The organism is Pseudomonas sp. AC083 (genome assembly GCF_979253165.1).
Window position 1 is genome coordinate 104,673 of the sequence record NZ_CEEDDH010000019.1, and the last position, 13,168, is coordinate 117,840.

A 13,168-nucleotide genomic window follows, 5' to 3' on the forward strand; every position below is an offset into this window, starting at 1 on the left:
AAGCGCGCGGATGCAGTCACAGGCAAGGAAGCCAACAACAATAATCAAGGAGAAGCCCATGCAACTGACGCGCATTGCCCAGACCCTTTTGCTCACCCTGGTCGCCAGCCACGCCAGCGCCGCGACGATGGACAGCGCCCGCACGCGCATCGCCGAGCAGGCGCAGAAGCTCGAACCGGAGCTGCTGGAAACCCGCCGCGACCTTCACGCTCATCCAGAACTTGGCAACACTGAAAAACGCACCGCTGAACTGGTCGCCAAACAGCTGCAAGCCATGGGCCTGGAAGTGAAAACCGGCGTCGCCCGCACCGGCGTTGTCGCCATTCTCAAAGGCGCCCTGCCCGGCCCGACCGTGGCCCTGCGCGCCGACATGGACGCGCTGCCGGTCAAGGAAGTCTCCGACTTGCCGTTCGCTTCGAAAGCCAAAGGCACGTATCTCGACAAGGAAGTCGACGTCATGCACGCCTGCGGCCACGACGCCCACACCGCAATCCTGCTCAGCGCAGCGAAAATTCTGACCGGCATGCGCGACACCCTGCCCGGCACCGTGGTGTTCTACTTCCAGCCCGCCGAGGAAGGTCCGAGCGATTTTATTCCCGACGGCAAAAATACCTGGGGCGCGAAGATGATGGTCGAGGAAGGCGTGATGAAATCGCCGAAACCCGACGCGGTGTTCGGCCTGCACGTCTGGGCGGGCGTCCCCGCCGGCCAGATCGCCTACCGCCCCGGCCCGACCCTGGCCAGCTCCGACGACCTGCGCATCAAGATCCACGGCAAACAAACCCACGCCGGCCGCCCCTGGGACGGCATCGACCCGATCACCGTGGGCGCGCAAACCATCGTCGGCCTGCAAACCGTGGTCAGCCGCCGCACCGACATTTCCTCTTACCCGTCAGTGGTCAGCATCGGCACCATCAACGGCGGCACCCGCTACAACATCATCCCCGAATCGCTCGACATGACCGGCACGATCCGCTCCTACGACTACGGCATCCGCCAGAAACTGCACAGCGACGTGCGCCAGACAGTCGAGAAAATCGCCGAAAGCGGCGGCGCGAAAGCCGACGTCACCATCATCGAAAAATACGACCCGACCATCAACAACCCGGCACTGACCGAGAAAATGCTGCCGACATTGAAGTGGGCCGCCAAGGATGACGTGGTGCAGGGACCGCTGGTGGGCGGCGCGGAAGATTTCTCGTTCTTCGCCAAAGAAGCGCCGGGGTTGTTTGTATTTCTTGGCGTGACACCGCGGGATCAGGACATGAGCAAGGCCGCGCCGAATCACAATCCGGGATTCTTTGTAGATGAGTCGGCGCTGGTGGTTGGGGTGAGAACATTAGCGTCCTTGGCGACGGATTATTTGTATGGGAATGCGGCGGTGGGCAATTAGAGAGGGGGTGACTGTGGGAGCGCAGCGACCAGAGGATCAAACCACATCAACCCCTACATGAATCGCATCATGCCGCCAAAACTCCAGATCACAATCGATCAACCGCCCATGCTGATCATAATTGACCCGAGCAATCCTCAGTCCTGGACTCCCCACCGACACCCGTAAAGCCGCCGCCGCATCGACAGATAAAGACGTAGGCACGATCTCAAACCGCACCCGCCCATAGTGCAAATCGAAATGCCGCGCATACAACTCCGTGATCGACTGATTCAAATCAAACTCGAGGATCCCCGGAAAAAACTGCGGATTCAGATAGTGCTCCACATACAACACCAGTCGCCCATCAATGCGCCGCGAGCGGCAAATCTGAATCACGCTCGACAACGCCGGCAGCTGCAACCACGCACACACCGCCGCCGAAGCCGGCTGCAACCGCGCCGAAATCACCTCGGTCGAAGGTTCGCGCCCCTGCGCACTTACCATGGCGTGGAAATGACTGCGCTGCATCAGGTTATAAGCCAGACGCGGCGGCGACACGAACCAGCCGCGCCGCTCCTCGCGATAAATCTGCCCTTGCGCCTCCAATTGCAACAGCGCTTCACGCACAGTGATCCGCGTCGTCCCGAATAACTCGCTGAGCTTGCGTTCAGCGGGCAACTTGCTCCCGGCCGCCAGCAAACCATGATCGATCTGCTCTTGCAGCACTTGGCCAATCGCTGTCACCGCTTTCGTTGCCTCATCGCGCATCAACGTTACCTATCTGGACTAGACCAGCACTGTTTCGGGGCAAATCCGAACGCCGATCAAAGCGCCTTCGTATGGTGCAAGCCTAGGCAGTGCAGATGACCGACAGATGACAAAACTACCGAACGGTCGCTTTCACGACTTGCAATACATCGGCCAAGTCCCCTGCCTTACGGGGCTTTGGGCATGGTCTACGCTGATCTGGCACCTTCCTGACAATGGTTGATAAAAGATCAACCACGAGGCCATCGACATCAAAATGTCATCCAGCCGACCTAAATTGGCTCAGGTATTGCTGACCTAGACCAACATCAACCGCAATCGCAGCGTTGAACACGACCAAGGAGCTTCGGAATGAAACAGCTTTTCCTGGCAACACTGTTAGGCTCGACCATCGCTATGTGCACCGCCGCCATGGCGGCCGACACCGATCTGAAAACCCTCGAAGCCGCTGCGAAGGCGGAAGGCGCCGTGAACAGCGTCGGCATGCCCGATGACTGGGCCAACTGGAAAGGCACCTGGGAAGATCTGGCCAAGAAATACGGCCTGAAACACATCGACACCGACATGAGCTCGGCCCAGGAAATCGCCAAGTTCGCTGCTGAAAAAGACAACGCCACCGCTGATATCGGCGACGTCGGTGCCGCCTTCGGCCCGATCGCGGTCAAGCAAGGCGTGGTGCAACCCTACAAGCCAAGCACCTGGGATCAGATTCCGGACTGGGCCAAGGACAAGGACGGCAACTGGGCGCTTGCCTACACCGGCACCATCGCCTTCATCGTCAACAAAAAGCTGCTGAACGGCTCCGACGTGCCGACCAAATGGGCGGACCTGAAAACCGGTAAATACAAAGTCTCCATCGGCGACGTGAGCACTGCTGCCCAGGCCGCCAACGGTGTCCTCGCTGCCGCACTGGCCAATGGCGGTGACGAGAAAAACATCAAGCCTGCCCTGCTGCTGTTCGCCGACCTTGCCAAACAGGGTCGTCTGTCGATGGCCAACCCGACCATCGCCACCATGGAAAAAGGCGAGATCGAAGTCGGCGTGGTCTGGGACTTCAATGGCCTGAGCTACAAAGCCAAGATGGCCAACCCCGATGATTACGTAGTGCTGATTCCATCGGACGGCTCGGTGATTTCCGGCTACACCACGATCATCAACAAGTACGCGAAAAACCCCAACGCCGCCAAGCTGACCCGCGAATACATCTTCAGCGACGCCGGCCAGACCAACCTTGCTCGCGGCAACGCCCGGCCGATCCGCGCCGAACACCTGCAACTGCCGGAAGACGTGAAAGCCAAACTGCTGCCAAACGAGCAGTACAAGAAGGTCACGCCGGTCAAGGACGCCGAGGCGTGGGAAAAGACTTCCAAAGCCCTGCCACAGCAGTGGAACGAAGAAGTCATCGTCGAGATGAAGTAATCCTTCATCTGTAGGAGCTGCCGAAGGCTGCGATCTTTTGATCTTGCCTTTTAAAAGCAACATCAAAAGATCGCAGCCTCCGGCAGCTCCTACACAGATTGGTTCCAGATTTGTTTTCGGAGTTCTTGCCCCTATGAAGCACAACGTCATCCTTGTCGTGCTCGACGGCCTCAACTATGAGGTTGCGTGTCACGCCATGGGGCATCTGCAGGCTTATGTTGGCGCAGGACGCGCGGCGCTCTATCAACTGGAGTGCGAACTGCCGGCCCTGTCCCGACCGCTTTACGAATGTATTCTCACCGGCGTGCCGCCGATCAACAGCGGCATCGTCCACAACAATGTCTCGCGCTTGTCCAACCAGCGCAGCATCTATCACTACGCCCGCGATGCCGGATTGAAAACCGCCGCTGCGGCGTATCACTGGGTCAGCGAGTTGTATAACCGCTCACCGTTCGTGGCTGCGCGCGACCGCCACACCAACGATCCGACGCTGCCGATCCAGTACGGTCACTTCTACTGGAACGATCATTATCCGGATTCGCACCTGTTCGCCGACGCCGAAAGCCTGCGCCTGCGCCACGCGCCGGATTTCCTCCTGATCCACCCGATGAACATCGACGACGCCGGGCACAAGCACGGCCTCGACAGCTCGCAATACCGCAACAGCGCGCGCTCGGCTGACGTCATCCTCGCCGACTATCTGCAGAGCTGGCTCGACGCTGGTTATCAGGTATTGGTGACCGCCGACCACGGTATGAACAACGATCGCTCGCACAACGGCCTGCTGGCGGAAGAACGTCAGGTGCCGCTGTTCGTTCTCGGCAATGCGTTCAGCCTCAACCCTGACGCCACGCCGACGCAGACCGAGCTCTGCGGCACGGTCTGCGAACTGCTCGGCGTACCCCACGACAAACCTGTGTGCCGGGAGCTGCTCAAGTGAATGTCATGAATCGCGGCAAATGGCTCGCGGCGCTGTGTCTGGTGCCCTTCGCGCTGTTCTTTATCGTCTTCGAAATCGCCCCGCTGGTCTGGGTGATGATCAACAGCCTGCAATCGGAAGAGTCCGGCTGGGGCCTGGCCAACTTCAGCAAGATCTTCGGTTCGAAGTTCTATCGGCAGGCAATCCAGTACAGCCTGGAGATCAGTTTCTGGTCGAGCGTATTCGGCATCATCATCGCCGTGCTCGGTGCGTACTCGTTGCGCCGAGTGGATTCGAAGCTGCGCAACTTCGTGAATGCCTTCGCCAACATGACCAGCAATTTCGCCGGCGTGCCATTGGCGTTCGCCTTCATCATCCTGCTCGGTTTCAACGGCAGCATCACCATCATGCTCAAGCAGTCGGGGATCATTCAGGACTTCAACCTGTATTCGAAAACCGGCCTGATCATCCTCTACACCTACTTCCAGATCCCGCTCGGCGTGCTGCTGCTCTACCCGGCTTTCGACGCTCTGCGTGAAGACTGGCGCGAGTCCGCCGCACTGCTCGGCGCCAACGGCTGGCAGTTCTGGCGGCACATTGGCCTGCCGGTATTGACCCCGGCGTTGCTCGGCACCTTCGTGATCCTGCTGGCTAACGCCCTCGGTGCTTACGCCACGGTTTACGCGCTGACCACCGGCAACTTCAACGTTCTGCCGATCCGTATTGCGGCGATGGTCTCCGGCGACATTTCCCTTGACCCGAACCTGGCCAGCGCCCTGGCCGTGGTGCTCGTGGCGCTGATGACCATTGTCACCGTCGTGCATCAATTGCTGTTGAAGAGGAGCTACCATGTCTCGCGCTGAATCCGGCCCGGCCGGCCTCTACCACCGCGTCGTGGTTTATCTGCTGTTCGCCATTCTGCTGTTGCCGCTGCTGGGCACGCTGGTCTATTCGATCGCCAGCAGTTGGTCGGCAACGATTCTGCCCAGCGGTTTCACCTTCAAGTGGTACATCCAGCTGTGGAGCGATCCGCGCTTTCTGCATGCATTCGGTCAGTCGCTGATCGTCTGCGTCGGCGCGCTGGTGTTATCGGTGGTGCTGATCCTGCCGTTGCTGTTCGTCGTGCATTACTACTTTCCGAAACTCGATGCGCTGATGAACATCCTCATCCTGCTGCCCTTCGCGGTACCGCCGGTGGTGTCCTCGGTGGGGCTGTTGCAGCTTTACGGTTCCGGGCCGATGGCGATGGTCGGCACACCCTGGATTCTGATCGGCTGCTACTTCACCGTGGCGCTGCCATTCATGTACCGCGCGATCACCAACAACCTGCAAGCGATCAACCTGCGCGACCTGATGGACGCCGCGCAACTGCTCGGCGCCAGCACCTTTCAGGCGGCGTTTCTGGTGGTGCTGCCGAATCTGCGCAAAGGCCTGATGGTGGCGCTGCTACTGTCGTTCTCGTTCCTCTTCGGTGAATTCGTGTTCGCCAACATCCTCGTCGGCACGCGCTACGAAACCCTGCAGGTGTACCTGAACAACATGCGTAACAGCAGCGGCCACTTCACCAGTGCGCTGGTCATTTCGTATTTCTTTTTCGTGCTGGTCCTGACCTGGATCGCCAACATCTTGAACAAGGACAAAAGCGAATGAGCTACGTCAGCGTCCAACACCTGCAGAAAAGTTATGCCGGCACCACGGTGTTCAGCGACATCGATTGCGAAATCAACAAAGGCGAGTTCGTCACCCTGCTCGGCCCGTCCGGGTGCGGCAAGTCGACTTTGCTGCGTTGCATCGCCGGGCTGACCCCGGTGGATGGCGGCAAGATCCTCCTCGACGGCGTCGACATCGTGCCGTTGAGCCCACAGAAACGCGGGATCGGCATGGTCTTTCAGAGCTATGCACTGTTCCCCAACATGACCGTCGAACAGAACGTCGCCTTCGGCCTGCGAATGCAAAAGGTCAACGCCGATGACAGCCACAAGCGCGTGGCAGAAGTGTTGAAACTGGTTGAACTGCACGACTTCGCCAGCCGCTATCCGCATCAACTGTCCGGTGGTCAGTGCCAGCGCGTCGCCCTCGCCCGCTCACTGGTAACCCGCCCGCGCTTGTTGCTGCTGGATGAGCCGCTGTCGGCGCTCGACGCACGGATTCGCAAACACCTGCGCGAACAGATTCGTCAGATCCAGCGCGAACTCGGCCTGACCACGATCTTCGTCACCCACGATCAGGAAGAAGCGCTGACCATGTCGGACCGGATTTTCCTGATGAATCAGGGAAAGATCGTCCAGAGCGGCGACGCCGAAACCCTCTACACCGCGCCAGTCGATGTGTTCGCCGCCGGCTTCATCGGCAACTACAACCTGCTCGACGCCGAGGCTGCGTCGAAGCTGTTGCAACGACCGGTCAACCACCGCATCGCCATCCGCCCGGAAGCCATCGAACTGAGCCTCGACGGCGAACTCGACGCGCAGATCCGCAGCCACAGCCTGCTCGGCAACGTCATTCGCTATCGCGTCGAAGCGCGCGGCGTGGAACTGGTGGTCGACGTACTCAACCGCTCCGCCGCCGATCTGCATCCCGACGGACAGCGCCTGGCACTTTCCATCGATCCAACGGCCCTGTGCGAAGTAGCATAAAAGCAGCTGCAAGCTTCGAGCTACAAGCTTCAAGTTGTAGACTGCGGTGCACCTGATTTTAATTCTTGCAGCTATTAGCTCGTAGCTTGCAGCTGTTCTCGGAGAGAACCCGATGGCTTTGGCAATTTTTGATCTGGACGAAACGTTGATCCACGGCGACTGCTCCTCGCTATGGAGTGAGCAGATGGTCCGCCTTGGCTGGGTCGATGGCGAGTCGTTCATGCAGCGCGACAAGGAACTGATGGATGCCTATGGCCGCGGACATCTGGCGATGGAGGACTATATGGCCTTCAGTCTCGAACCATTGATTGGCCGTACCCCTGAGGAAATCGAGCACTTGGTTGCCCCGTGGGTGGAAGATTTCATTGAGCCGATCATCTTCAGCGACGCGACCAAAACCATCGCAGCCCACCGCAAGGCCGGTGACCGGATTCTGGTGATTTCGGCATCCGGTGCGCACCTGGTTCGCCCGATCGCCGATCGTCTGGGCATCGACGAGATATTGGCCATCGAACTGGAAGTCGCCCATGGCGTGTACAGCGGCAACACCGTCGGCACGCTGACTTACCGCGAAGGCAAGATCACCCGCTTGCTGGAATGGCTGGATGCCGAAGAAGAAAACCTCGAAGGCGCGAGTTTTTATTCCGATTCGCGCAATGACTTGCCGCTGCTGTTGAAAGTGGATTTTCCACACGTGGTCAATCCGGATCCGGTGCTACTCGAGCACGCCGAAAAGGCCGGCTGGCCGATCCACCTCTGGAAATAAAAGCAAAAGATCGCAGCCTTCGGCAGCTCCTACTTTTGGAATGCGTGCCTCTGTAGGAGCTGCCGAAGGCTGCGATCTTTTGACCTTGTTTTGCTGTCAGCTCAAACCCTCATTGATCACCAACACCAACTTGCCCGCCACCGTATTGCTCGCCAGTTCGGCAAACGCTGCTTCGGCATCCTTCACCGCAAACGCTTTGGCCAATTGCGGACGCAAGCGGCCCTCGGCAAACAGCGGCCAGACATGCTGGCCCAGGTCACTGAGCAGATCCGCCTTGAACTGATCGCCACGACTGCGCAACGTTGAACCGAGCAGCTGCACACGCTTGGCCAACACCTGCGCCAGATCCAGTTTCGCCTCGCGCCCGCCCATCAAACCGATCAGCACCCAACGCCCGTCCAGCGCCATCAGCTTGAGGTTCAATGCTGAATAATTGCCGCCCACCGGATCGAGAATCACGTCGAACGGCCCGAAGTCGCGCAGGCTCTCCAGATCATCGGTGCGCACCACGCCGCCCTGCGCACCCAGCGCTTCACAGTAAGCCAGGCGCTCGGCGGAACCGACGCTGACCCAGCACGGGTTGCCGAAGGCTTTGCACAGCTGAATGGCGGCTGAACCGATTCCACTTGCGCCGGCGTGCAGGAGAATTTTCTCACCGGGCTTCAACGCTGCAAGTTGAAACACATTCAGCCAGACGGTGGCGTACACCTCGGGCAATGCCGCCGCCTCGATCAGCGAAACACCTTCAGGCACCGGCAGCACGTGCCGTCCGTCGACGACCACCTCTTCGGCCATGCCGCCCCCGGCCAGCAAGGCGCAAACCCGGTCGCCGACTTGCCAGGACGAGCCCGCACCGACTTCGCTGATCACCCCGGAGCACTCAAGACCGAGCACGTGGCTGGCACCGGGGGGCGGCGGATAAAGCCCTGCCTTCTGTAATAAATCGGCGCGATTGAGGCCGGCTGCCGCCACCCGGATGCGGACTTGTCCTACATCGCAGGTAGGACTCGGCTCTTCAACCCATGCCACTTGACCTTCAACGCCTTGCAATGCCTTCACACTGCCTCCATAGTGAGTCTGGACTGAGCCCGAAGCTGTAGCGCCGGGCTTTTTGCATTATGCGACCGGCTCTCAAAGAACCGGCGACTTCAAAGACGGCCTAATATGCGTTATCAATTGTCCCCGCGTCGAATCAGCATGAAGCATCTGCTCCCCAGCACCGCCCTCGCTCTTTTCATCGGTATCGGTCTGTTGCCGGTGTCGGGCACCACATTCGCAGCCAACAGCTGGGACAAGTTGCAGCCTGATCGCGATGAAGTCATCGCCAGCCTGAACGTCGTCGAGTTGCTCAAGCGTCACCACTACAGCAAGCCGCCGCTCGACGATGCGCGCTCGGTGATCATCTACGACAGCTACATCAAGCTGCTCGACCCATCGCGCAGCTATTTCATGGCCAGCGATATCGCCGAATTCGACAAGTGGAAGACGCAGTTCGACGACTTCCTCAAAAGCGGCGACCTCAACGCCGGGTTCACCATCTACAAGCGCTACCTGGACCGCGTCAAAGCGCGTCTGGACTTCGCCCTTGCCGAGCTGAACAAAGGCGTCGACAAAATGGACTTCAACACCAAGGAGACCTTGCTGATCGATCGCAAGGACGCGCCTTGGCTCAAGTCCACCGCGGAACTCGACGACCTGTGGCGCAAACGCGTCAAGGATGAAGTGCTGCGCCAGAAGATCGCCGGCAAAGAGCCGAAGCAGATCCAGGAAACCCTGACCAAGCGCTACAAGAATCAGTTGGCGCGTCTGGACCAGACCCGTGCCGAGGACATCTTCCAGGCGTACATCAACACCTTCGCCATGTCCTACGACCCGCACACCAACTATCTGTCGCCGGATAACGCGGAAAACTTCGACATCAACATGAGCCTGTCCCTCGAGGGCATCGGCGCCGTGTTGCAGAGCGACAACGATCAAGTGAAAGTCGTGCGTCTGGTGCCGGCAGGCCCGGCGGACAAGACCAAGCAGGTCGCTCCGGCCGACAAGATCATCGGCGTTGCCCAAGGCAATAAAGAGATGGTCGACGTGGTCGGCTGGCGCCTGGACGAAGTGGTCAAGTTGATTCGCGGTCCGAAAGGCACCGTGGTGCGCCTGGAAGTGATCCCGGCGAGCAATGCGCCGAACGATCAGACCACCAAGATCGTGCCGATCACCCGTGAAGCGGTGAAGCTCGAAGACCAGGCCGTGAAGAAGTCGATCCTCAGCCTGAAACAGGACGGCAAGGACTACAAACTTGGCGTCATCGAGATCCCGGCCTTCTACCTCGATTTCAAGGCATTCCGTGCCGGCGATCCGGATTACAAGAGCACCACTCGCGACGTCAAGAAGCTGCTCACCGAGTTGCAGAAGGACAAAGTCGACGGCGTAGTCATCGACCTGCGCAACAACGGCGGCGGCTCCCTGCAGGAAGCCACCGAGCTGACCAGCCTGTTTATCGACAAAGGTCCGACCGTACTCGTGCGTAACGCCGACGGCCGTGTCGACGTGCTCGAAGATGAAAACCCGGGCGCGTTCTACAAAGGCCCGATGGCGCTGCTGGTCAACCGCCTGTCCGCCTCGGCCTCGGAGATCTTCGCCGGCGCCATGCAGGACTACCACCGCGCGCTGATCATCGGTGGCCAGACCTTCGGCAAAGGCACCGTGCAGACCATTCAGCCGCTGAACCATGGCGAACTGAAACTGACTCTGGCCAAGTTCTACCGTGTCTCCGGGCAGAGCACCCAGCATCAGGGCGTGCTGCCGGACATCGACTACCCATCGCTGATCGACACCAAGGAAATCGGCGAGAGCGCTCTGCCGGAAGCCATGCCGTGGGACACCATACGCGCGGCGATCAAACCGGCGGCCGATCCGTTCAAGCCGTTCCTCGCCCAGCTGAAGTCCGAACATGACGCGCGCACCAACAAGGATGCCGAGTTCGTGTTCATCCGCGACAAGCTGGCCCTGGCGCAGAAACTGATGGAAGAAAAAACCGTCAGCCTCAACGAAGCTGATCGTCGCGCCCAGCACGCCGACATCGACGCCAAGCAACTGGCGATGGAGAACATCCGTCGCAAGGCCAAAGGCGAAGAACCGCTCAAAGAGCTGAAGAAAGAAGACGAAGACGCACTGGCCGCTGCCGAGCCGGACAAGGTCAAACCGGAAGACGATGCCTACCTGAGCGAAACCGGGCGCGTGCTGCTGGATTACCTGAAACTGAGCAATCAGGTGGCCAAGAAGTAAGTGATGGCAATTTAGTGCTGACGATCCCCGGATCGTCATCAAACAGTCATCATTCTGTCGTGCAATACAGGACCGGGAGCAAGCGCTCCCGGTCCTTTTTTTATCGCCAGAGACTGCCATGACCACGACCGAACAGCTGAGCGCGTTGAGCTCGATCCTGACTCAAAGCGGTTTACACAGCCTGTTCCAGCCGATCATCTGTCTTTCCGAACGGCGCATTCTCGGTTACGAAGCCCTGACCCGTGGCCCGTCCAACAGCCCTCTTCACTCGCCGATTGCCCTGTTCGCCGTGGCGCGACAGGCTGGCCGATTGAGCGAACTGGAGATCGCCTGCCGGCAAAGCGCCTGTCGCCGCTTCAATGAGCAGCAACTGCCGGGCAAGCTGTTCCTCAACGTCTCGCCAGAATCCTTGCTCGAAGCCGCGCACCAACCCGGACGAACGTTGCAACTGCTGCAGGACTTGGGCATTGCGCCGAGCCAGGTGGTCATCGAGCTCACCGAGCAGACGCCAATCGATGACTTCCAGTTGCTGCAAACCGCTCTGCATCACTATCGGGCGATGGGTTTTTCCATTGCGCTGGACGACTTGGGTGCAGGGTATTCGAGCCTGCGCCTGTGGTCGGAATTGCGTCCGGATTACGTGAAGATCGACCGGCACTTCATTGATGGCATTCATCAGGATGCGTTGAAAAGAGAGTTTGTCGGCTCGATCCTGCAAATCGCCAAAGCGTCCCGCGCGCAGGTGATTGCCGAGGGCATCGAGTTGCCGGAAGAACTCGCGGTGCTGACTGAAATGGGCGTCGACCTGGTGCAGGGCTACCTGCTCGGCCGCCCTCAGGAACATCCGTCCCGCGACGCTCGCGCCTTGATGCCCAAACACGATAGCAGCGCTGTCGCGCTGAATGACGAAGGCAGCGACCTCAGCGCCCTGCTCAACGACCAGCCCGCCGTGCAACGCGATACACCTACCGCCACCGTGCTGGAAGCCTTTCGCCGCCAGGCCAACCTCAATTCGCTCGCGGTGCTCGACGAACAAGGCCAGCCCTGCGGCATCGTCCATCGCCACTCGCTGTCGGACGCACTGCTCAAACCGTTTGCCACCGATCTGTTCGCGCGCAAACCGATCAGCCGCCTGATGAACGATGACTTCCTCGCCGTGGAAATCAGCCAGTCGCTGCAGCAAGTCAGCCGCTTGATCACCAGCCGCGCCCGCCAGCGCATCGAAGAAGACTTCATCATCACACTCAACGGCAGTTACCTGGGCCTCGGCCGGGTGATCGACGTGCTGAAACTGATCACCGAACTGAAAATCCAGCAGGCACGCTACGCCAATCCCCTCACCCTGCTCCCGGGCAACGTACCGATCCAGCAATGCCTCACCCGGCTGCTGCAACAGGCCCGCGAGTCGATCATCTGTTACGTCGACATCGACAGCTTCAAACCCTTCAACGACATCTACGGCTACGGCCGTGGCGACGAAGTCCTGCTCTGCCTGGCACAATGCCTCAACGAACGCATCGACCCCACCCGCGACTTCGTCGGCCACATCGGTGGCGACGACTTCCTCCTCGTCCTCGGCCCCGAAGACTGGCGCAAACGCCTCAACCAACTGCTCGACGATTTCCAAAGCCAATGCCGCCGGTTCTATCGGCCTGAACACCTTGAGGCGGGATGTTTTATTGCGCCGAATCGCCAAGGTGTGCGGCAGGAGTTTGCGTTGTTGTCGTTATCGATTGGGGTGGTGCATTTGCGACCTGAGGCTTGTGCAGCGCTTGATGCCAGCCAGCTTGCGGAGATGGCCTCGCAGGCTAAGCATCATGCGAAGGGGGTTGTGGGATTTAGTGTTTATTTGATTGATAGCCTCATCGCGCCCGACCTCCATTTGCCGCATCTAATTGGACAACGCTGAATATCGACAAGATCCCTGTAGGAGCAGGGCTGCAACGAAGGCAAGCCGACGCAACTAATTGCTGGCTTTAATATCAGTTCAACTAGCAAAGAAA

At 59.4% G+C, this 13,168-nt stretch carries 11 protein-coding genes; 9 read left to right on the top strand and 2 right to left on the bottom strand.

Features of this window, described 5'->3' with window-relative positions; all coding sequences use genetic code 11:
• The first annotated feature begins 58 nt into the window (after positions 1 to 58).
• Positions 59 to 1,393: an amidohydrolase gene (locus AC0IXA_RS23125; RefSeq protein WP_471814556.1), complete on the top strand. Its 1,335-nt coding sequence runs from the start codon at positions 59 to 61 to the stop codon at positions 1,391 to 1,393.
• A gap of 36 nt (positions 1,394 to 1,429) precedes the next feature.
• On the opposite strand, the gene phnR is transcribed toward AC0IXA_RS23125, so the two are convergent.
• Positions 1,430 to 2,143: a phosphonate utilization transcriptional regulator PhnR gene (phnR, locus tag AC0IXA_RS23130; protein WP_016773745.1), complete on the bottom strand. Its 714-nt coding sequence runs from the start codon at positions 2,141 to 2,143 to the stop codon at positions 1,430 to 1,432.
• A 351-nt stretch (positions 2,144 to 2,494) separates the two neighbouring features.
• On the opposite strand from phnR, the gene AC0IXA_RS23135 reads away from it, so the two are divergent.
• The 6 genes from AC0IXA_RS23135 (at position 2,495) to AC0IXA_RS23160 (ending at position 7,883) form a co-directional block, all read left to right on the top strand.
• Positions 2,495 to 3,562: an ABC transporter substrate-binding protein gene (locus AC0IXA_RS23135; protein ID WP_341639460.1), complete on the top strand. Its 1,068-nt coding sequence runs from the start codon at positions 2,495 to 2,497 to the stop codon at positions 3,560 to 3,562.
• Positions 3,563 to 3,695: 133 nt separating this feature from the next.
• A complete protein-coding gene (locus AC0IXA_RS23140) occupies positions 3,696 to 4,502 on the top strand; it encodes an alkaline phosphatase family protein (protein WP_471814557.1) in 807 nt (268 codons plus the stop codon).
• Positions 4,503 to 4,507: 5 nt separating this feature from the next.
• Complete coding sequence (locus AC0IXA_RS23145; RefSeq protein WP_161984092.1) at positions 4,508 to 5,344, top strand: ABC transporter permease; 837 nt, start codon at positions 4,508 to 4,510, stop codon at positions 5,342 to 5,344.
• A complete protein-coding gene (locus AC0IXA_RS23150; protein WP_016773742.1) occupies positions 5,331 to 6,131 on the top strand; it encodes an ABC transporter permease in 801 nt (266 codons plus the stop codon). Before AC0IXA_RS23145 ends, AC0IXA_RS23150 begins: the two co-directional genes overlap by 14 nt.
• Positions 6,128 to 7,117, top strand: coding sequence for an ABC transporter ATP-binding protein (locus AC0IXA_RS23155; RefSeq protein WP_471814558.1), 990 nt, complete (start codon positions 6,128 to 6,130; stop codon positions 7,115 to 7,117). The genes AC0IXA_RS23150 and AC0IXA_RS23155 overlap by 4 nt, the downstream gene beginning before the upstream one ends.
• Before the next feature lie 112 nt (positions 7,118 to 7,229).
• A complete protein-coding gene (locus AC0IXA_RS23160; RefSeq protein ID WP_471814559.1) occupies positions 7,230 to 7,883 on the top strand; it encodes an HAD family hydrolase in 654 nt (217 codons plus the stop codon).
• 96 nt (positions 7,884 to 7,979) lie between these two features.
• On the opposite strand, the gene AC0IXA_RS23165 is transcribed toward AC0IXA_RS23160, so the two are convergent.
• A complete protein-coding gene (locus AC0IXA_RS23165) occupies positions 7,980 to 8,942 on the bottom strand; it encodes a zinc-binding dehydrogenase (protein WP_133340149.1) in 963 nt (320 codons plus the stop codon).
• A 138-nt stretch (positions 8,943 to 9,080) separates the two neighbouring features.
• On the opposite strand from AC0IXA_RS23165, the gene AC0IXA_RS23170 reads away from it, so the two are divergent.
• Positions 9,081 to 11,165: a carboxy terminal-processing peptidase gene (locus AC0IXA_RS23170; protein WP_161806099.1), complete on the top strand. Its 2,085-nt coding sequence runs from the start codon at positions 9,081 to 9,083 to the stop codon at positions 11,163 to 11,165.
• Positions 11,166 to 11,283: 118 nt separating this feature from the next.
• On the top strand, positions 11,284 to 13,074 hold the full coding sequence (locus AC0IXA_RS23175) for a bifunctional diguanylate cyclase/phosphodiesterase (protein ID WP_471814560.1): 1,791 nt from the start codon (positions 11,284 to 11,286) through the stop codon (positions 13,072 to 13,074).
• Positions 13,075 to 13,168: the final 94 nt, after the last annotated feature.